Below are 19,016 nucleotides of genomic sequence, written 5' to 3'. Positions count from 1 at the left end.
CCTACTCGATGGCCTTGAGGTTGAACGGGTACTCGATGGGGTGGTCCGCGCCGTCCGGCGGCTTGGGGAACGTCATCGACGACAGCACCGACACCACGCAGTCGTGCAGGCCCGGGTCCTTCAGCGTGCTCGTCTTCTTCACCACCTTGGCGTTCTTCACCAGGCCGTTGGCGTCGATGGTGAAGGTCGTGTTCAGCCGGCCCTCCACCTTCTTGTCCTTCTCCGCCATGTGGTCCTCGTAGCACTCCTGGATGCGACCCTGGTTGTGCGTGACGACCTGCCGGATGGAGTCCGGGGTGAAGGGCATGTGCTCCACGTCCGGCCCCTCGCTCTTCGCGGGGGCCGTGGCCGGAGCCTGGGCGGGCTTCCCGCCCGAGGGCTTCTTCGCGGCAGCGCCCTGCGCGAGCGCCACCGCCGAGACAAGAAGAACCGCAGGGAGGAGAACCCGCTTCATCATGCCTACTCCTTCAACAGGTTGGCCGAGATGACGATGCGCTGGATCTCGCTCGTCCCCTCGTAGATTTCGGTGATGCGCGCGTCGCGCACGTGGCGCTCGGCGTCCATCTCCTTGCTGTAGCCCATGCCGCCGTGCACCTGGAGGGCCTTGTTCGCCACGCGGCTGGCCATCTCGGAGGCGTACAGCTTGGCCATGGCGCTCTCCGGGCTGTGGCGCACGCCCTTGTCCTTCAGCAGCGCCGCGCGCCACACCAGCAGGCGGGCCGCGTCGATCTCCGTGGCCATGTCCGCAATCATGAACTGGATGGCCTGGTGCTCGCGGATGGGCTTGCCGAAGGACTTGCGCTCACCGGAGTAGCGCACCGCCTCCTCGTACGCCGCGCGGGCGATGCCGAGCGCCTGCGAGGCGATGCCGATGCGGCCGCCGTCCAGCGTGCTCATGGCAATCTTGAAGCCGTCGCCCTCCTTGCCCAGCATGTTCTTCGCCGGCACGCGCATGTCCTCGAAGAACATGGAGCAGGACCAGGCGGCGCTGATGCCCATCTTCTTGTCGGGCTCGGCGCGGATGAAGCCGGGGGTGTTGGTGGGCACGAGGAACGCGGTGATGCCCTTGTTGCCCTTCTCCTTGTTCGTCATCGTGAAGAGGACGATGGCGTCCGCCTTCGGGCCGTTGGTGATCCAGTTCTTGGAGCCGTTGATGACGTACTCGTCACCGCGCTTCACCGCGACGGTCTTCTGGGCGGCGGCGTCGGAGCCGGCCTCGGGCTCGGTGAGACCGAAGCAGCCGAGCTTCTCGCCGCGGGCGAAGGGCGCGAGGAACTGCTCCTTCTGCTCGTCGGTGCCGTACTTCATCACCGGGTCGCAGTAGAGCGAGTTGTTCACGCTCATGATGACGCCGGTGGAGGCACAGCCGCGGCTGATCTCCTCCATGGCGATGGCGTAACAGACGTTGTCCAGGCCGGCGCCGCCCTGGTTCTCGGGAACGGCCACGCCCAGCAGGGACAGCTCCGCGAGCTTCTTCACCGCATCCGTGGGCCACGCGTGGTGTTCATCCCACTTGCGGGCGTTGGGGATCAGCTCCTTGGCGGCGAACTCGCGGGTCATCCGCTGGATTTCGCGCTGGATGTCGGTCAGCTCGAAGTTCATGAGGCTCCTCAACTGCGGGAGGAAAAAAAGAGAAGGGCCTACATAGTATGGGGGCTTCCCCTCGGGAACAGCGAAGAGGATGGCCCTGTCTGCAAGCGTGGGTTGCCGTCCCGATTAGAGGACGAGCGACTGGCCGATTCCCCGGAATCCGAGGGTGAGCCAAAGAACATGTTGAGGGGCACGGTGACGTCGAAGGAGACGTCCGTCCGGTTGCCCTCCCCCGTCCAGGCCCGCCGCAGGACGAGCGACACCGTCCACGGCACGGTGTTCCGGTGACGCTCGATGAGGTCGTACGTCAGCCCCACGCCCGCCACGCCGCCCGAGCCGTCCTCGCCCCACAGCCCCGCGCCTTCCGCCAGCACGCCCAGGCGCAGCGTGTCCGGGAAGGCATACACCCGGGCCCCCGCGAGCAGGCGGATGGCAGAAGGCTTCAGCCGGAGCTGCGGCTCCACGAAGGGCGACACGAACAACGTCGGCCCCGGAATGTCCAGGGGCGGCGAGGCCCACGGGTGGATGGGCCAGGAAAGGAGCCATCGCTCCTTCGAGTCCGCGTCCCACTCGTAGCGGACATCGGGGATGAGCGGCTCGAGGAAGCACCCGGAGTAGATGCAGAACGAGCGCTTCCACGAGACGAGCGCCGGAGCGCGCCCGTCCCCGCCCTCTCCTTCCGCGGCCCGTGACGGCACCGCGGCCAGGAGGCACGTCAGCAGTCCCCCGGCCGCGAGCGTCCGCCGCACTTCACTTCCCGGTGAACGATGCGGGGCGCTTCTCCAGGAACGCCTTCATGCCCTCGCGCTGGTCCGCGGAGCCGAACAGCTCGCCGAACGTCTTGCGCTCCAGCTCGTTGGCGACGCGCAGGTCCTGGTCCGCGCCCTGCTCGATGACGCGCTTGGCCTTGGCGATGGCGAGCGGGCCGTTCTTCAAAATCTTCGCGGCCACCTCGCGGCAGTGAGGCAGCAGCGCCTCGGGAGCGAGCACCTCCAGCACGAGGCCAAGCTCCTTCGCCTTCGCCGCGTCGATGCGCTCACCGGTGAAGATGAGCTCCTTGGCGCGAGCGCGGCCCACCGCGCGGGTGAGGCGCTGGGTGCCTCCGAAGCCGGGGATGACGCCCAGGCCCACCTCGGGCAGGCCGAGCTTCGCCTTCTCCGACGCGTAGATGATGTCGCAGGCCAGGGCCAGCTCGCACCCGCCGCCGAGCGCGAAGCCGTTGACGGCGGCAATCGTGGGGATGGGCAGCGCCTCCAGCGCGGCCATGACGCGGTGGCCGAGCGCGCCGAACTCCTGCGCCTGCGTCTCGCTCAGCGCCGCCATCTCCGCGATGTCCGCGCCGGCGACGAAGGCCTTCTCGCCGCCGCCGGTGACGATGAGCACGCGCACGTCCGTGCCGATGGAGCCCAGCGCGGCCTCCATCTCCTGCAGCGTCTTGCTGTTGAGGGCGTTGAGCGCCTTGGGGCGGTCGATGAAGAGCGTGGCGACCGCGCCGTCCTTCTCCAGCCGGATGTTCTCGTAGGCCATGTGCGTGGGCTCCTTGGGACTAGTACTTGTAGAAGCCGCGGCCGCTCTTCTTGCCGTACCAGCCGGCGTCCACGTACTGGCGGAGCAGCGGGCTCGGGCGGTACTTGGAGTCACCGAGGCCCTTGTGGAGCACCTCGGCGATGTAGAGCACGGTGTCCAGGCCGATGAAGTCCGCGAGCTGCAGCGGGCCCATGGGCTGGTTGGTGCCCAGCTTCATCGCGGTGTCGATGTCCTCCACCGAGCCCAGGCCCTCCATCAGCGCGAAGCAGGCCTCGTTGAGCATGGGGATGAGGATGCGGTTGACGATGAAGCCCGGGTAGTCCTTGGACACCACCGTCGTCTTGCCCATCTTCTCCGAGAGCGCGCGCGTGGTGTTGTACGTCTCGTCGGACGTGGCCGCGCCGCGGATGAGCTCCACGAGCTGCATCACCGGCACCGGGTTCATGAAGTGCATGCCGATGACGGACTCGGGACGCTTGGTGGACGCCGCGATGCGGGTAATCGGAATGGACGAGGTGTTGGTGGCGAGGATGCCGCCCGGGCGCACCACGCTGTCCAGGTCCTGGAAGATGCGGCGCTTGAGGTCCTCGTTCTCCGTCACGGCCTCGACGGCGAAGTCCACGTCCTTCGCCTGCTTCACGTCCGTGAGGGTGACGAGGTTGGCCTCGGCGGCGGCGCGCTTCGCCTCGTCCAGCTTGCCCTTCTCGACGAGCTTCTTCAGGCCGCCCTTGATGCGCTCCGCGCCCTTGGCCAGGCCTTCCTTGGACACGTCCGCCAGCGTGACGCGCAGACCGGCCTGCAGTGCCACCTGCGCGATGCCCGCGCCCATCTGCCCCGCCCCGACGACGACGATATGCTCCGTTGCCATGGTGTTCGCGAACCCCTCGCTCGGTATGTGAGTGACGTCGGGCGCCAATAGCCCACGCCCTGAGGAAGTTCAACGACCGGCGGGAGGCAACCGGAGCTGGCGGACGATGTGGACGTCCTCTCCCACCTCCAGTGGCTCCTCCAGGCGCACACGCTCCTCGCGCCCTTCCACCTTCACGAAGAGCCGCGCGCGCCAGGCCCCCTGGGGCAGGTCCACCTTGAAGGTCTCCTCCGGTGGCGGGCCACTCGCGTAGAAGCGCTCCTCGCGCTTGAGCACCTGGCCCTCGGCGTCCACCAACTGGAGGTCCAGGGCACGCGCGGCGCTCCAGCCGGGCCCCTCGAATTGGAAGTGCAGCTCGCGCTCGGGAGTGCCCGTGTGCTGCCAGAGCCAGAGGCCGATGGCGGCCAGGATGAGCAACGGCAGCCGCTTGGCCAGCGGGCTGGAGCGCCAGTGACGGCGCTCGGATGAGGACTCGGCGGGAGGAGGCGTGTCCGCCACCGTCAGTCCTTCTTCGTCCGCTTGGAGCCGGGGCGCCGCGCGTTCAGCTCGGAGATGACGACGCGGGGCGTGCCGCCGTGCTTCTTCTCCTTCGGCTCGCTGTGCGTCTCGGCTTCCGGCTCGGACTTCTCCGGCGGCACGAGGCGGACCTGCGCCTTGATCTCCACCGTCATGCCGGACATCAGCTTGAGGAACTCGTCGCGCAGCTTCTCGGACTGGAGGAAGCGGCGGAGCTCGTCGGTGACGACGCGGGTGATCTCGTCCTTGGTCTTCTCCGCCTGGCCGAGGATGAAGCCCAGCGCCTCCTTGGGGAGCTTGAGTTGACCGGCGAGGTTGCGGATGCCCTCCTCCGTCATGAAGAGGGCACCGAGGCCGGCAACGGCCATGCGGCGGACGAACTCCGGAACGAAGCCCGCGGGGCCGCTGGGGCGCCCCGTCTGCCGGTCTTCTTCATCGAGTAGCGGGTCGGGCGGGAAGTCGTCGTTGCCGGCCGAAGCCATGGAGCCTCTCCTGGGAAGTTATCGGGCCTGCACCACCGGCAGAGGCATGCTCTTCATGCTCTGCGTGGAGACGCGGCCCGCGACATTGCGAGCGACCTCCTGGAAGGCCTTCGCCTCCGGGCTGTCCTTCGCGCCCACCACCACCGGAACGCCGGAGTCTCCGGACTCACGCACCTTGAGATCCAGCGGAATCTCTCCGAGGAATGGGATGCCGAACATCTCCGCCGCCTTGCGGCCGCCGCCGTGGTTGAAGATGGGCGTGGCGTGCGAGCAGTTCGGGCAGACGAACTGGCTCATGTTCTCGACGATGCCCAGCACGGGGATGTGGACCTTGTCGAACATCTGCTTGGCGCGGACCACGTCGGCCAGGGCCACGTCCTGCGGCGTCGTCACCAGCACGGCGCCCGCGGCGCGGATGGACTGTGACAGCGACAGGGCCACGTCACCGGTGCCCGGCGGCAGGTCGAGGACGAGGTAGTCGAGCTCGCCCCAGTTCACGTCACGCACGAGCTGCATCAGCGCGCCGTGGAGCATGGGGCCGCGCCAGATGAGGGCCTGGTCCGCTTCCACGAGGAAGCCGATGGACATGACCTTGAGGCCGTGGGCGAGGAGCGGGTCGAGCGACTTGCCATCCGGGCTCACGGGCTTCTTGTCGGACAGGCCCGTCATGAGGGGCACGGAGGGGCCGTAGAAGTCCGCGTCGAGCAGGCCCACCTTGGCGCCGTGCTGGGCGAGCGCGGTGGCGAGGTTGAGGGCCACGGTGCTCTTGCCCACGCCGCCCTTGCCGGCGCCGACGAGGATGACGTTCTTCACCTTGGGGAGCAGCGCGCCACCGGGGACGCCGCCGCCGGCCGCGCGGACCTGGGCGCCCCACTCGATGTCGAACTTCTTGAGGCCCGGGACGGCCTTGAGGGCGGCCTCGGCGTCCGCCTGGATCTTTCCCTTGAGGGGACAGGCCGGAGTGGTGAGCTCGATCTTGAGCTTCACCGAGTCGCCGGAGACGCGGACGTCCTTCACCATCCCCGCCTTCACGAGGTCCACGTGGAGCTCGGGGTCCATGACCTTCGACATCGCCGCGAGGATGTCCGCCTCGGAAACGCTCATCTGAACACCTGAAACCTTTAGGAAAACGGGCGGTTGGGGGCCGCCAACGGTCGCGGAATCTGCCAGCCCCCCGGGGGCTGTCAACGTCGTTTAACGCGAATGGCCCTCGGGTGCACTTCGCCGGGCTGTCGTCCGGCGGAGCACGGACGGTGAGCTGAACGGGGCCATGAGGTGGACTGGAGGAACGGGCGGGCGGCGCTCAGGACGGGCCCTCACCGGCACCCCTGCCGTTCACCCTGTGCTCGGCAATGGCGTCCGGGTAGCCGAGCTCCTTCGAGATGGCTTCGAGCTCCTGCCACCATGTGAGCGGGGCGTCACTCGATGGCGGCCACGCGGTATTCGCCGTCCTCCAGCACGAGGACCACGGCGCGGTCCTCACCGAGCGGGAACAACGCCTCGCCGGCGCCGACGCGGACATTGGCGTTGAGGGCGAGCCGGGCCCGGCGCAGGCGCTCCTTCGCGAGGGGCTCATGCTCGAAGTCCTCGCGCAAGCGCTCGGGCGTGTAGCGGGCGCGCAGCGGCGCGGCGAGCTGGCTCCAGGCTTTCTGCCAGTCACGAGCCTCGACCGTGTCCAGGAATCGCGAGAGGGCTGCCTTGGGGACGTCCGCTGGCCGGGCCTCCACCACAAGCCAGCCCTGCTTGGTGTGCGCGAGCGTGACGGATGGAGCACGGGCTTCTAGCACCGCGGTTCCGGATCGCACGGCGGCGGCGCGCTCCTTGCGGGTGGCTTCATCGGAGTAGCGATCCAGGAAGGCGACCTCGCCCTCGGGCCCTCCGTTGGTGAGGGCATAGGCGTCCTGGAGGCGCCCCTCATCCAGGGCCCGGGCATAGGCCTCGGCAACGGAGACGGGCTCGCGCGGCGCGGTGGCGCAGGCGGCCAGCAGGGGCAGGCTGAGGAGGACGGAGCGCTTCATGGGACGCGGAGGGTAGCACCCCACGAATCCGGGATGGATTTCGACTCGATCAGCATGTTCGTTCCTATCGCACCACGGGCCGGCTCGACGGTAGTCCCCACTCGCTCCACGAGCCGTCGTACACCCGGATGTCCGAGTAGCCCGCGAGCGTCGCCGCGAGCGCGTCCACGCAGGCCGTGACACCGGAGCCGCAACTGAACACGAGCCTCCGGCGCGAGCCGCCCTTGCTCTCGAACAGAGCCTCGAGCTCGCTCGGGCTCTTCGCGTGTCCCTTCACCTGCACGTCAGTGAACGGCAGATTCACGGCGTTGGGCATGTGCCCCTGACGCAGTCCCGCGCGCGGTTCCGGCTCGCGGCCCTCGAATCGCCCCTGCGAGCGCGCATCGAGCACGGCGTAGCTCGCATCGCTCAAGGCTCGCTCGACAGCCGCTGCGTCGCAGAACGCATCCGCTACCGGCCTGGCGACAAAGTCGCCCTCGCGCTCGATATGGGCCGCTTCCGTCGAGGTCGGATGCCCCGCTTCCGTCCACGCCGGCAGGCCGCCGTCGAGCACGGCCACCTGCGAGTGCCCCATCGCCTTGAACATCCACCAGGCACGCGGGCTGGAATACAGACCGACCCGGTCGTAGACGACCACGAGGCTGTCTCGGTTGACGCCGAGCTTGCGCGCTTCGCGTTCGAAGTGCGCGGGACCCGGCATCATGTGTGGAAGAGACTGGGCGTGGTCGCTGAAGGCACCGTCCAGGTCGAAGACGCGGGCGCCGGGAATCCGCGCGGGAGCCGTTTCGGACGCGGAGGTGGCGGCCGCGCCGACCGGCTTCATCTTCACCTCCAGAATCACGAGGCGCGGATCCCCGAGCATCGCCTGGAGCGCGGGCACGGAGATGATTGCAGTCGGGAATTTGGATTCAGTCATCGGCTCACCCCGGAATCAGCGACGCTCCCCTACCCGCTTTTCGAAATACGCCTTCTCCTGTTGCAACGATTCGAAGGAGGAAGGCGCATCCGGGTAGAGCTTTCGCAGCCCCTCCTCCGCGGCGATGACGATATTGAGGCAGGCGTAATCGAGGGATTCCACGAGGAAGCGGCCACCGGGCTTGTATTGGCACTTCCCCACCAGAGACACCGTGGTCGCCCATTGTTCGCACGCGGCCCTCTGCTTGTACGGAGGCGCGACGAGCTTCGCGAGGGCATCCTTCTCACAGCGCTTCGCGCGGTAGTTCAGCGCGTAGTACGCAATCTCCTCGTCCGGGTCGCTGGAGAACTCCTTCATGAGCCTCGCCACGTCCGGATTCGATGGCGCGGAGTACAGGGCAAACACCAGCACCCTGCGCTTCGCATCCGAGGCGTGTTGGAGACGCGAGGAAAGCTCCGCCACGCCAAAGCGGCGCGCCAGCTCACGCCCCAGGTCCCAGTCCGAGGCCTCGCATTTCGGTGGGTTGCCTGCACAGGACAGAACCTCCTCCAGACTCATCTGCTCGATGGAAGGAGGCACGGGAGCCTCCGCCATCATCACCACCAACACGAGCGTCAGCATGTCGATTCGTCACCGTAGTAGTCGGCCTGGACCTGGGCGTACTCAGGATTGCATCCAGGTCATCAGGGTTGGGCCGCAATCCGAAGCGGTCCAGACATTCATCCGCGGTCATACCCACTACGCTCCCACCACTCCGTCACCGCGTCACGCAGCCACTCACCGAGGAGCCCCGGGGCATCCTCGAACCGCTCCGCCCCCCACATTCCTCCCAGGCGCCACGCCGTCGGGCACAGCGCATACACCTGCGCCCTCGCCGCGCCCATCAACAGCTTCAGCAACGACAAGCGCCGCTTCGGCCCGCCATAGGTGATCAGGTCGAAGCGCTCCGCGGACACCTTCGCCAGCTCCAGCGCCCGGCCACACGCCGCCTCGAAGCCGCCCACGTGGTCCACCAGCCCTAGCCCCTTCGCTCGCATCCCCGAATACACACGGCCCTCCGCGAGCGAATGAATCTCCTCCGTCGTCCGGCCGCGCCCCTTCGCCACGTGCGCCAGGAAGGCCTGGTAGATCTCCTCCACCTCCGCCTCCAGCGTCGCCCGCTCGCGCTCCGTGAAGCCTCGGGAGTTGACGTTGAGCGCTGCATTCTCACCCCGGACAATCACTGTCTGGTGCACGCCCAGCCGCTCCATCAACACCGACGCGTCGAACTTCCCCGCGAACACGCCAATCGACCCCACCACCGCGTGTGGCGCGGACCAGATCTCCTTCGCCCCCACCGCCACCATGAACCCCGCGCTCGCGCACACCCGGTCCATGAAGGCAATCACCGGCTTCTTCCGCCCCACCCGCTGCACCGCCTCCAACATCTGCTCCGACGCCAGCGGCGCGCCGCCCGGACTGTTGATGTAGAGCACCACCGCCTTCGCGCGCCTGTCCCGCCCCGCCGCGCGCAGCGCCCTTGCCACCGAGCCCGAGGACGCCATGCGCTCACTGCTCCCCGCCTGCCCGGGGACGATGACGCCCGACACCGGCACCAGCGCCACCCTCGGCGGCAGCCGCAGCCGCCTCCAGCGCACCGGCGGAAATGGCAGCGTGGCCAGGTACGTCGCCATCGACTCCAATTCCGTCTCGTCCTCGTGCGCCTCGCCCGGCTTCACCAGCCCCAGGTGCGCCGGCAGGTCCGCCTCGCTCACCAGCGCGTCCACCAGCCCCGCCTCCACCGCGCGCCTCGCGCTGAAGGGCCCCTGGTCGATGAGCGCCTTCACCTCCTCCGGCGTCTTGCGGCGCCCCCGGGCCACCGCGTCCACCAGGTCCGCGTAGCGCTCGTCCAGGAACGACTCCACCGTGCGCGCCTGGATGTCCGACACCGTCGCGTGGGTGAAGAGCTCCGGCGCCGTCTTGTAGTCACCGCGCCTCACGAAGTGTGCCCGGATGCCCACACGCGACAGCCCCTCGCCCAGCGCCGTCGCCTCCGCCGCGTAGCCCACCACGTCCACCCGGCCCATCGGCGCGAGGAGCGCCTCGTCCGCCGCGCACATGACGGGGTACGCGTCCGTGTCCACGCTCACCGCCCAGGCCACCACGCGCTTGCCTGCCCTGCGGAACTCCGCAAGCACCGCCACCAGGGCATCCCGCTTCGCCGGAGGCACCGCCAGGTTCTCCACCTCCAGCAGGATGCCCTTCACCCGGGCGTCCTTCGCCAACAGCCGCAACGACTCGCGGAAGCGCTCCACGGACGAAATCGCCGACGGCTCCGGCCGCGCGCCCCCGAGCCGGAACCGGGCCTGGCGCTGCTGGCGGTACGGCGGGTCTCCCGTCAGCCGGAAGCGCACGTAGGCCGGCCGGTGGCGCGAGGCCAGCAGCCGGAAGGGCAGCCCGAGCAGGCTTCGCACGAGCAGTAGCAGGTTGCTGAGGGCGACGAAGGGAAGTCGCAGCATGGCGTCCAGGGGGAAATGTGGGCGTCCTGCGCCGTAATGGAGGGCCCTCGGGCGCGCAAGCCCTGTTCAGCCCGTCCGTTGGGTCGTGTTAGCCTCAGCGCCCATGCGAAACGTTCTCCCCCGGCTCGCTCTCGTCCTCGCCCTGTCCTCGGCCGGTGCCGCGCTGGCCCAGCCCCGTCGCCAGGTGCGGGATTTCCAAGCCCCTCGTGAGCTGACGGCCGAGGAGAAGGAGCTCGCCAAGCAGCGCGCCATGGGGAACAACCTCAACTCCTATGGCAAGGACATCCAGGTGAAGTCGAAGCCCATCCCCTGGATGGCCATCGGCCTGGTGGGACTCGTCTTCGTGGCGGCCACGCCCTTCGCGTTCCGGGCCTACCGGAACACGACGAAGGAGATTGCCGGCGCCAACACCTTCGGCGCCAACCGGGGTGACGAGGAAGAGGCCTGAGCCTCCCCGTCAGCGCGGGCGGACCTCCACGTCGCCGCCCGGGTCCACGCTGACGTGCACCGGCAGGAAGCGCTCCACCACGCGGGCGTGCGTGGTGAGGTGGTCGGTGATGCGCGCCGCCGAGAAGCGCGTGGTGCCAGGAGTCGCCGGGCCCAGCCGCCCCGAGGCCAGCAGCGCGGCGGGCAGCAGGATCTGATCGGCGAGGTGCTCGTCCAGCGCGCCCCCGGTCTCCATGAAGTCCGCCAGCGCCACGGCGGCCTCGCGCCCCACCTCCTCCGCGGGACGGCCGCGCTCGCCCAGCGCGGTGAAGCCGGCGATGGTGTGCTCGAACTGGGCCAGCACGAAGGTGACGGTGCCCACCGAGCGCGTCACCGCCAGCGGCCGGTTCTCCGCCTCGGCGAGGATGCCGCGCTCGCGCAGGGCCGCCACCGCGGCGCGGGACTGGCGCTCGGCGATGGTGAACGGCAGCCCGCCCGTGAAGGAGGACACGCGCACCTCGCGCAGCATGCCGCGCGCGGGGAGCTCCACCAGCAGCGGCGGCTCCAGTGGCGCGCCCACCTCCGCGACGATTTCCCCCGCGCCCTCCGGGTAGAAGCCCGCGTGCGGCATGGTGATCGTCACGGGCAGGCCGTACGCGCGGGCCACCGGCTGCCAGACGGTGGCGACGTAGTGGAAGCTGGGACTGTGCGGCAGGTGCGTGCCACCGCGCAGGGTGAGCCGCCCGCCACCGGCCAGGGCCAGCGGGTACACGAGGCACTGGAAGAGCAGCGGCGTGCTGCCGGCGGTGCCCACCTCGAGCAGGTAGTCGCCCGCGCGCACGGGGCCGGGGGTGAAGGTGAGCTCGGACGCGCCCACGGTGGCGCCCTCGCTGGAGCCGCCGCTCAGCGCCTCGGCGCCGCGCACGCAGGCGAGGTGCTGCGGACGCAGGCCCGGTGGGTCTCTCTTCTCGCGCAGGCGGGAGATGCGGAAGGGACGGCCGGTGATGAGCGACAGCGACAGCGCCGAGCGGAGGATCTGCCCTCCTCCCTCACCCTCGCTGCCGTCGAGCTCCACCCGCCCGCTGTCGGGCCCCTCCGTGCCGGCCATATCCCTCACGTCCACGGTGTTACCGCGTTGCGGATGAAGCGTAACAGGAACGGAGGGGGATCTCCCGCGAGGACGAAGGTGACCTTCCCGCCGTCCCCGGGAGTTGTCGGGCCGGAAGCACTGTGCCCCCGGCCCGAGCACCGCGACGCTAGTTGTCCGCCGACGGCAGCACGCCCACCTTCACGAAGCTGGGGTGCGCCGCGGACGTGTAGACGCGGTGGAACTGCCGCGTGAAGTCCTCGGCCTTCGCCTCGAAGATGTTGGGGACGAACGTCTGGGGGTTGCGGTCGATGAAGGGGAACCAGCTCGACTGCACCTGGATCATCACCCGGTGTCCACGCTGGAAGGTGTGGAACACGTCGTTGATGGTGAAGCGCACCTTCGTCACCTCGCCGGGCTTGAAGGGCTTCGGCTCGCTGTAGCTGTCACGGAAGCGGCCGCGGAACGGCTCGCCGCGCACCAGTGTCTGCTGGCCGCCGCGGTTCTTCTTGCCGGAGAAGTCATCCTCCTTCTTCCAGCCGCGCAGCTTGCCGGGATTCACGTCCACCAGCTTCACCACCCAGTCCGCGTCCGTGCCGGTCGTGGAGACCCACAGCTCCGCCTCCAGCGGGCCCGCCACCGTGAGGTCCTGCGTGAGCGGCTCCGTCTCGAACACCAGCACGTCCGGCCGGCGCGACGCGAAGCGCTGGTCCTCCGTCATGTAGTTCTTGGCCCAGCCCGACGTCAGCTCCGCCGTGTACGGCACCGGCTTGTCCGGGTCGCTCACGTACTCGGCGAACGTCTCCGTGGTGCCGGTGGGCGCCTTGTTGAGGCTCAGGCCGCCCTTCGGCTGGAAGTAGAGCTTCGTGTCGCGCACGCCCTTCGGCGGCCAGGACTCGAAGCGGCGCCAGCGGTTGGCGCCCGTCTCGAACACCAGCGCCTCCGGCAGCTCCGGCTTCTTGTTGTCCTTGAGGTAGGACTTGAAGAAGTCGAGCGCCAGCTCCTGGTACGTCTCGCTCGTCTTGAAGCCGAACTCCGCGTCACCCAGCCCGGAGCCCTCCGTCCCCTGCCAGCCGCCGTGCTGCCACGGGCCCATGACGAGCGTGTTGGTGGTACCCGGGTTCTGCTTCTCGATGGCCGCGTAGGTCCGCAGGGGGCCGTACAGGTCCTCCGTGTCGTACCAGCCGCCCACCGTCATCACCGCCGCCTTGATGTTCTTCAGGTGCGGCAGCAGGTTCCGCGCCTGCCAGTAGGCGTCGTAGTTGGGGTGCGCGACGATGTCCTTCCAGAAGGACACCTGGCCCTTGAGGTGCTCCGCGTCCGCGTTGCGCAGCGGCCCCAGGTTCAGGAAGAACTCATACGCGTCCGGCGTGCCCATGTCGTACGGCTTCCACTCCTCGCCGTCGGTGGGCTGCGGCCGGGGCTGGCCGAACACGGAGAAGAAGTTGAACGCGAGCGCCACGTTGAAGGCGCCGTGCCGGTGCATGTCGTCCCAGAACCAATCAGCGATGGGCGCCTGCGGGGACACGGCCTTGAGCGCCGGGTGCGAGTCGATGGCACCCGCAGACGTGTAGAAGCCGGGATAGGAGATGCCCCACTGGCCCACGCGGCCGTTGTTGTTCGGTACGTTCTTCACCAGCCAGTCGATGGTGTCGTACGTGTCCGTGCTCTCGTCCACGTCCTTCGGCCCGGACTTCTTCGGGTTGTGCGGGCGGACGTTGAGGAACTCGCCCTCGGACATGTGGGTGCCGCGCACGTCCTGGCCCACGAAGATGAAGCCTTCCTTCTCGAAGGCCTCGCTCGGAGCCAGCGAGCCCGGGTACCGGTCCACGCCGTACGGCGCCACGGTGTACGGCGTGCGCATCATCAGGATGGGGTAGCGCTTCGCCGGAGACGCGTCGACCGGCACATAGACGGCGGTGAACAGGCGCACGCCGTCGCGCATCGGGATGCGGAACTCGTACTTGGTGTAGCGCGAGCGGATGCGCTCGACGCGCTCGGGGGAATAGCCATACGGCGGCTTCGGGGCCTGCGCGGTGCTCTGCGCCCCCGCCGGACTGGCGAGGGACAGCAGCAGGAGTGCCGCGAGGCTGCGGGACACGGAGTGCATGCACGCTCCTGGGGAGAGGGCGACATTCTGGGGGACGGCCGGCGTCGGAAGCTCCGACTCCGAAGCGCCCCGAACGCCCGGCTGCACGTTTTGTTCCCGACTCCCGAGCCCAGCGCTCAGAGCGCAGCGGCGCGCCGGCTCATTCCGTTTGTGGAACGGACGTCCCAGAATCGGAACGGAGGCCGTGCAGCTCGCGCTCGGCGGCCTCGAGCCGGGAGGACAGCTCGGAGATCTGCTGCTCCTGCCGCCGCAGCGCGGCCTGCTGCTGACGCAATTCCACGAAGAGGGAGACCCTGTCTCGCAGCACGTCGGGCACCAGGGGCTTGCGCATGTAGTCCACGGCGCCCTGTTTGAAGGCCGGCTGCAGCTCCGGCGAGTCTCCATCCATGCCGGTGAGGATGAGGACGGGCGTGCGCCGGTTGCGCTCGCGCTGGCGCAGCAGCGTCAGCACCTCCACGCCGCTCATGTCACCCAGCCGCAGGTCCAGGAGGATGACGGCGAAGTCCTCGTCGAGCACCCGCCGGAGCGCCTCCTGTCCGGACGCGGCACGCACCAGCCTCTGCCCGAGCGGGGCGAGGATGCACTCCAGCGCGAAGAGGTTCGCCGGGAGGTCGTCCACCAGCAGGATGCTCACCTGCGAGGCATGGGAGATGGAGCGTGGGGGTCTGGCGTCGGGCACGGGTCTCGAGCGGAGGGTCGCGGGCACGTTGCGGTAGAGAATGACCGCATCCGCGCCGATTCCAGCAGCCCCGCACCGGAGCGGTGCCGACAAGGAAACACTTCACCCGGGGAGTGAACACTCCCGGACCGGGCGCCCTACCCGCCTCGCCTCCACGTTCAGCCCTCCCATCATCGCTTTGGCCCCTGGCCGTCCCCATTGTTCGCGCATGCGGCTGGAAATGAAGTGCGGCTTCGCCCCGGGCAAGCTTGGCGCAAATCCAGACGTCTGCCTATCCGGGTCATCACTGACGTCCGTGGTGCTGTTGTGACTCGGATTCAGCAGCCATCACCTCTCGGAACGATTGTCAGACAACCCCAACTGAGCCGGCATGTGATGTGGCGCCCCATCCAGAGGCGCAACCACCCATTGAAAAGGAATGCCATGCATCGACATGGAAGGATGCGATTGCTGCGCTTCATCCTGGCCCTTTGTGCTGCCGTGTCCGGCTGCTCCACGGACGAAGCCACCGGCTCGGCCCAAGCGGTCGTGACGTTTCCACAGGCATTGAGCGCCAGCGACGTGGCGCGAGTGCAGTTGACGGTCAGCGGGCCGGGGATGGCCACTCGCACCGAGACGCTGGTGAGAGCGGGCGGGCAGTGGAGCGGATTGCTGGGCAACCTGCCGGCGGGTTCCGGGCGACTCTTCCGTGGCGAGGCCTTCGACGCCGCCAATACCCTTGTCTACGCCGGCCAGGTGACGGACGTCACCATCGCCGCAGGGCAGACGACCGTGGTGACGCTGGTGCTCCAGGAGGTGAATGCGCCGCCTCCCTTCGAGAATGCAGTGCCTGTCATCACCTCCGTGGTGGCAAGTCCCGGGACGGTGTCTACCGAGGGCGTAGTGGCATTGCAGGCCACCGTCCAGGATGCCAACGCCGGTGACATCCTCACCTACGCCTGGACGGCAGGCGCCGGCAGCTTCAGCTCGCCCTCCGCGCTCACCACGACGTGGACCGCTCCGGCAGTGTCCGGTCCCGTGGTGCTGACGTTGACGGTGACGGACTCGAAAGGGGCCACGGCGGCGCTCAGCCTGACCATCACGGTGAGCACCGGCACGGGCAGCGCGGCCGTCAACGTCACGGTGAATACCTGGCCACAGGTGGCAAGCGTCACGGCCTCACCTTCCTCCATCGCTGTCGGAGAGACCACCACGGTGGTGGCTGCCGCGAGCGACAACGATGGAGACTCCCTGGCCTACACGTGGACGGCGGGATGCCAGGGGACCTGGGCCAATCCCGCTTCGGCCAGCGCCAGCTTCACGCCCTCGGAGCAACCACCCGCCGGCAATCCGTGCGCCAGTTGTGCCCTCACCGTGTCTGTGACGGACGGCCGGGGCGGGCAGACGACAGGCACGCTGAGGATTTGCGTGGGTCCCCGGTCCGAAGCGCACTTCCCGCCGGAAGTGCAGGAGACCTTCCAGTCTAGCAGCACGCCGGTGGGTGGCACCGTCCGATTCCGGGTTGGAGCCATGGACCCTCAGGAGAGCGCATTGACCTTCTCCTGGGCCACGGGCGCGGGGAGCCTGGGCCTGGTTTCGAGTGACGCGACGACGAGCGAAGTTTCGTGGACGGCGCCGGGTTGTGTTCCGGGGGGCACGACGCCGACGGTGACGGTCACGGTCTCGAATGCCCTGGGGCTGTCCACGTCCCACGCCTTCACCGTGATGGGAGTGCCCACCTGCGCGAATGCCCCGGTCGAGACCCTGCTCGGCGGCTTCTCCCACTCCGTCGCCCTGAAACAGGATGGCACCGTCTGGACCTGGGGTGACAACGACGATGGCCAGCTTGGGGATGGAACGAACATCCGCCGAACCGCCCCCGTCCAGGTGTTGGGTCTCTCCAACGTCACGGCCCTCGCAGTGGGTGGGCGTCACAACCTGGCCCTGCGCCAGGATGGTACCCTTTGGGCCTGGGGCCTCAACCTCCGAGGTCAGCTGGGAGATGGCACGACCTCCCGCCGCTACGCCCCTGTGCAGGTGCCCGGACTCTCCGACATCGTCGCCATCGCCGCAGGACAGCACCACAGTCTCGCGTTACGCCGGGACGGAATACTCTTTGGCTGGGGATACAACGGACTCGGGCAGCTTGGAGACGGCACCACCACAAACCGCCGGTCCCCGGTGCAGGTGCAGGGGCTCTCCAATGTGACGGCCCTTGCTGCGGGGCAGGAGCACAGCCTCGCGCTGCGCCAGGACGGCACCGTCTGGGGCTGGGGTTGGAATCCCTATGGCCAGCTCGGGGATGGGACGACCACCCAGCAGAACATTCCGGTGCAGACAGTAGGACTCATGAACATCACCGCCATCGCCGCGGGCACGGAGCACTCCGTCGCCCTGCGCAGCGACGGCACGGTGTGGACCTGGGGCTTGAACCTCAACGCACAACTTGGCAATGGGTCGCCCGGCACATTCAGCAGCTCCGTCCCGGTACAGGTGACGGGTCTTCTCAACGTCTCCGCCATCTCCGCAGGCGTTTTTCACACGGTGGTGCTGATGGGCGGAAATGTCTGGACCTGGGGCTACAACGGCTTGGGCCAGCTCGGGGATGGGACGACTTCCTCCAGCTACTCGCCAGTGTGGGTGCCGGGACTCTCCAACATCGCGGCGGTTGCCGCGGGTGGACACCACTGCCTTGCACGGCGGCAGGACGGTGCCGTCTGGGCATGGGGCGATAACGGCACGGGACAGCTCGGGGACGGGACCCTCACCGGGCGCCCGACACCCGTGCAGGTGCAGGGCCTCGGAAACTGAGCGAGGGTGACGCTCCCCGGACCGGGCGCCCTACCCGCCTTCTTCCGGGGCCGCGTCCAGCCCGTACTTGCGCAGCTTGTCGTGCAGCGTGGCGCGGCCGATGCCCAGCCTGCGCGCGGCTTCACTGCGATTGCCACCGGCGATTCGCAGCGCGTCCAGGACGAGGCCGCGCTCGTAGGCCTCCACGCGCTCCTTGAGGCCCACGCCGTCCGATGCCTCCATGGAGGAGCTCGGCCCCGGAGCGGTGGCGCTCACGGGCGCACCGGGGGCCGGAGACTCGGGGACGGGCAGCAGGCCCAGGTCCAGCTCGCCGTCGCTGGAGAGCGCGACGAGGCTTTCGAGCGTGTTCTCCAACTCGCGCACGTTGCCCGGCCATGGCAGGGCGCGCAGCTTCTCGAAGAAGCCGTCGGGAATCTTCAGCGGGCCGGTGTGGAAGCGGTCGCTGAAGCGGTCCAGGAACATGCGGGCCAGGACGGGGATGTCCTCCGGACGCTCGCGCAGCGGCGGCACGCGGAGCTGCACCACGTTGAGGCGGTAGTACAGGTCCTCGCGGAACGTCCCCTCCGCGGCGCGACGGCGCAGGTCGCGGTGCGTGGCCGCGAGGATGCGCACGTCCACCTTGACGGGGCGGTCCTCGCCCACGGGCCGGACCTCGCCCTCCTGCAGCACGCGCAGCAGCTTGGCCTGGAGCGGCGGGGCCAGCTCGCCGATTTCGTCGAGTAGCAGCGTGCCGCCGTCGGCCTCTCGGAAGAGGCCCTGGCGCACGCGGTTCGCGCCGGTGAAGGCGCCCTTCGAGTGGCCGAACAGCTCCGCTTCCGCCAGTTCCTCCGTGAGCGCCGCGCAGTTGAAGCGCAGGTAGGGCTTGTCCGCGCGCGGCGAGGCGCGCACCAGCGCTTCGGCCACGCGCTCCTTGCCCGTGCCGCTCTCGCCGGTGATGAGGACCGTCACGTCCCGCGAGCCCGCGCGCTGGACGAGCTGCGCCAGCCGGCCCATGGCCTGCGAGGCGAACACCAGCGAGCGGGACAGGTTCAGCTCGCCGGCAAGACGCTCGTTCTCGTCGCGCAGCCGCACCGCTTCCAGCGCGCGGGTGACGACGGCGAGCAGCTCGTCCACGTCGAAGGGCTTGCGGAAGTAGTCGTACGCGCCCGCCTTCACCGCCTCCACCGCGAAGCGCTCCGAGCCATGCGCGGTGACGACGATGATGCGCGGCGCGTGGGGCTGTCCGTGAAGCCGCTTCACCAACTCCATGCCGTCCACGCGCGGCATGCGCAGGTCGGTGATGACCAGCTCGTACGACTTCGACGCGAGCTTCGCCAGGGCGACCTCGCCGTCCTCCGCGACGTCCACCGTGACGCCGGGCAGGCTGCGCAGCGTCTCCTTCAGCGTGAAGCGCACGCCCGCGTCGTCATCGACGACCAGCACGGGATGCGGGACGTCCGTTGTAGCGCCCGACTCAGCCGACATGGGCCACCTCGTGCTCGCAGAGGTGCTCGTCATGGATGGGCGCCG

Annotated in this window: 18 protein-coding genes; 2 read left to right on the top strand and 16 right to left on the bottom strand. The window is 68.9% G+C overall.

All coding sequences use genetic code 11. From position 1 onward, the window contains the following. Position 1: 1 nt before the first annotated feature. The 12 genes from ACVTJA_RS27315 to sppA form a co-directional block, all read right to left on the bottom strand. The gene (locus tag ACVTJA_RS27315) at positions 2 to 454 is read right to left on the bottom strand and encodes an AgmX/PglI C-terminal domain-containing protein (RefSeq protein WP_465840524.1); all 453 of its coding nucleotides are present in this window, start codon (positions 452 to 454) and stop codon (positions 2 to 4) included. Positions 455 to 459: 5 nt separating this feature from the next. Then, the gene (locus tag ACVTJA_RS27310; protein WP_465823869.1) at positions 460 to 1,602 is read right to left on the bottom strand and encodes an acyl-CoA dehydrogenase; all 1,143 of its coding nucleotides are present in this window, start codon (positions 1,600 to 1,602) and stop codon (positions 460 to 462) included. 38 nt (positions 1,603 to 1,640) lie between these two features. Next, positions 1,641 to 2,339 carry a hypothetical protein gene (locus ACVTJA_RS27305; protein WP_465823868.1) on the bottom strand — a complete coding sequence of 233 codons (699 nt, stop codon included), beginning with the start codon at positions 2,337 to 2,339 and terminating at the stop codon, positions 1,641 to 1,643. A gap of 1 nt (position 2,340) precedes the next feature. Next, entirely contained in the window at positions 2,341 to 3,117 is a 777-nt protein-coding gene (locus ACVTJA_RS27300; RefSeq protein ID WP_465823866.1) for an enoyl-CoA hydratase-related protein, read from the bottom strand. Positions 3,118 to 3,136: 19 nt separating this feature from the next. Then, complete coding sequence (locus ACVTJA_RS27295) at positions 3,137 to 3,985, bottom strand: 3-hydroxyacyl-CoA dehydrogenase family protein (protein WP_465823864.1); 849 nt, start codon at positions 3,983 to 3,985, stop codon at positions 3,137 to 3,139. Between the two features lie 69 nt (positions 3,986 to 4,054). Further along, positions 4,055 to 4,483, bottom strand: coding sequence for a hypothetical protein (locus tag ACVTJA_RS27290; RefSeq protein WP_465823862.1), 429 nt, complete (start codon positions 4,481 to 4,483; stop codon positions 4,055 to 4,057). A gap of 2 nt (positions 4,484 to 4,485) precedes the next feature. Further along, positions 4,486 to 4,983, bottom strand: coding sequence for a hypothetical protein (locus ACVTJA_RS27285; protein ID WP_465823861.1), 498 nt, complete (start codon positions 4,981 to 4,983; stop codon positions 4,486 to 4,488). 18 nt (positions 4,984 to 5,001) lie between these two features. Then, complete coding sequence (gene apbC, locus ACVTJA_RS27280; RefSeq protein WP_465823859.1) at positions 5,002 to 6,087, bottom strand: iron-sulfur cluster carrier protein ApbC; 1,086 nt, start codon at positions 6,085 to 6,087, stop codon at positions 5,002 to 5,004. A 314-nt stretch (positions 6,088 to 6,401) separates the two neighbouring features. After that, positions 6,402 to 7,001 (bottom strand): hypothetical protein, encoded by a 600-nt coding sequence (locus tag ACVTJA_RS27275; protein WP_465823857.1) that lies wholly within the window; start codon positions 6,999 to 7,001, stop codon positions 6,402 to 6,404. A gap of 64 nt (positions 7,002 to 7,065) precedes the next feature. Next, positions 7,066 to 7,917 (bottom strand): sulfurtransferase, encoded by an 852-nt coding sequence (locus ACVTJA_RS27270; protein ID WP_465823855.1) that lies wholly within the window; start codon positions 7,915 to 7,917, stop codon positions 7,066 to 7,068. 15 nt (positions 7,918 to 7,932) lie between these two features. Continuing rightward, positions 7,933 to 8,538: a hypothetical protein gene (locus tag ACVTJA_RS27265; RefSeq protein ID WP_465823854.1), complete on the bottom strand. Its 606-nt coding sequence runs from the start codon at positions 8,536 to 8,538 to the stop codon at positions 7,933 to 7,935. A 98-nt stretch (positions 8,539 to 8,636) separates the two neighbouring features. Then, positions 8,637 to 10,415, bottom strand: a complete 1,779-nt coding sequence (sppA, locus tag ACVTJA_RS27260; protein ID WP_465823853.1) for a signal peptide peptidase SppA — start codon at positions 10,413 to 10,415, stop codon at positions 8,637 to 8,639. A gap of 103 nt (positions 10,416 to 10,518) precedes the next feature. On the opposite strand from sppA, the gene ACVTJA_RS27255 reads away from it, so the two are divergent. Continuing rightward, complete coding sequence (locus ACVTJA_RS27255; RefSeq protein WP_465823852.1) at positions 10,519 to 10,863, top strand: hypothetical protein; 345 nt, start codon at positions 10,519 to 10,521, stop codon at positions 10,861 to 10,863. Positions 10,864 to 10,872: 9 nt separating this feature from the next. On the opposite strand, the gene rtcA is transcribed toward ACVTJA_RS27255, so the two are convergent. The 3 genes from rtcA to ACVTJA_RS27240 form a co-directional block, all read right to left on the bottom strand. Beyond that, positions 10,873 to 11,949 (bottom strand): RNA 3'-terminal phosphate cyclase, encoded by a 1,077-nt coding sequence (gene rtcA, locus ACVTJA_RS27250; RefSeq protein ID WP_465823851.1) that lies wholly within the window; start codon positions 11,947 to 11,949, stop codon positions 10,873 to 10,875. Between the two features lie 148 nt (positions 11,950 to 12,097). After that, positions 12,098 to 14,038 (bottom strand): CocE/NonD family hydrolase, encoded by a 1,941-nt coding sequence (locus tag ACVTJA_RS27245; protein ID WP_465823850.1) that lies wholly within the window; start codon positions 14,036 to 14,038, stop codon positions 12,098 to 12,100. Positions 14,039 to 14,177: 139 nt separating this feature from the next. Further along, entirely contained in the window at positions 14,178 to 14,717 is a 540-nt protein-coding gene (locus tag ACVTJA_RS27240; RefSeq protein ID WP_465823849.1) for a response regulator, read from the bottom strand. A gap of 423 nt (positions 14,718 to 15,140) precedes the next feature. Here ACVTJA_RS27240 and ACVTJA_RS27235 point away from each other — a divergent pair, with 423 nt between their 5' ends. Then, on the top strand, positions 15,141 to 17,507 hold the full coding sequence (locus ACVTJA_RS27235; RefSeq protein ID WP_465823848.1) for an RCC1 domain-containing protein: 2,367 nt from the start codon (positions 15,141 to 15,143) through the stop codon (positions 17,505 to 17,507). Positions 17,508 to 17,537: 30 nt separating this feature from the next. Here ACVTJA_RS27235 and ACVTJA_RS27230 read toward each other — a convergent pair whose 3' ends face one another. Then, a complete protein-coding gene (locus ACVTJA_RS27230; RefSeq protein ID WP_465823847.1) occupies positions 17,538 to 18,971 on the bottom strand; it encodes a sigma-54-dependent transcriptional regulator in 1,434 nt (477 codons plus the stop codon). Positions 18,972 to 19,016 lie beyond the last annotated feature (45 nt).

The sequence above is a fragment of the Pyxidicoccus sp. M6 genome, assembly GCF_055568925.1.
This window is presented reverse-complemented; position numbering and strand designations above follow the sequence as displayed.

Bases quoted from the DNA above. Each gene is read 5' to 3' on its own strand.
- ACVTJA_RS27315 (WP_465840524.1), bottom strand. From the start codon at position 454: ATGAAGCGGGTTCTCCTCCCTGCGGTTCTTCTTGTCTCGGCGGTGGCG.
- ACVTJA_RS27310 (WP_465823869.1), bottom strand. From the start codon at position 1,602: ATGAACTTCGAGCTGACCGACATCCAGCGCGAAATCCAGCGGATGACC.
- ACVTJA_RS27300 (WP_465823866.1), bottom strand. From the start codon at position 3,117: ATGGCCTACGAGAACATCCGGCTGGAGAAGGACGGCGCGGTCGCCACG.
- ACVTJA_RS27295 (WP_465823864.1), bottom strand. From the start codon at position 3,985: ATGGCAACGGAGCATATCGTCGTCGTCGGGGCGGGGCAGATGGGCGCG.
- ACVTJA_RS27285 (WP_465823861.1), bottom strand. From the start codon at position 4,983: ATGGCTTCGGCCGGCAACGACGACTTCCCGCCCGACCCGCTACTCGAT.
- apbC (WP_465823859.1), bottom strand. From the start codon at position 6,087: ATGAGCGTTTCCGAGGCGGACATCCTCGCGGCGATGTCGAAGGTCATG.
- ACVTJA_RS27275 (WP_465823857.1), bottom strand. From the start codon at position 7,001: ATGAAGCGCTCCGTCCTCCTCAGCCTGCCCCTGCTGGCCGCCTGCGCC.
- ACVTJA_RS27270 (WP_465823855.1), bottom strand. From the start codon at position 7,917: ATGACTGAATCCAAATTCCCGACTGCAATCATCTCCGTGCCCGCGCTC.
- ACVTJA_RS27265 (WP_465823854.1), bottom strand. From the start codon at position 8,538: ATGCTGACGCTCGTGTTGGTGGTGATGATGGCGGAGGCTCCCGTGCCT.
- sppA (WP_465823853.1), bottom strand. From the start codon at position 10,415: ATGCTGCGACTTCCCTTCGTCGCCCTCAGCAACCTGCTACTGCTCGTG.
- ACVTJA_RS27255 (WP_465823852.1), top strand. From the start codon at position 10,519: ATGCGAAACGTTCTCCCCCGGCTCGCTCTCGTCCTCGCCCTGTCCTCG.
- rtcA (WP_465823851.1), bottom strand. From the start codon at position 11,949: ATGGCCGGCACGGAGGGGCCCGACAGCGGGCGGGTGGAGCTCGACGGC.
- ACVTJA_RS27245 (WP_465823850.1), bottom strand. From the start codon at position 14,038: ATGCACTCCGTGTCCCGCAGCCTCGCGGCACTCCTGCTGCTGTCCCTC.
- ACVTJA_RS27235 (WP_465823848.1), top strand. From the start codon at position 15,141: ATGCATCGACATGGAAGGATGCGATTGCTGCGCTTCATCCTGGCCCTT.
- ACVTJA_RS27230 (WP_465823847.1), bottom strand. From the start codon at position 18,971: ATGTCGGCTGAGTCGGGCGCTACAACGGACGTCCCGCATCCCGTGCTG.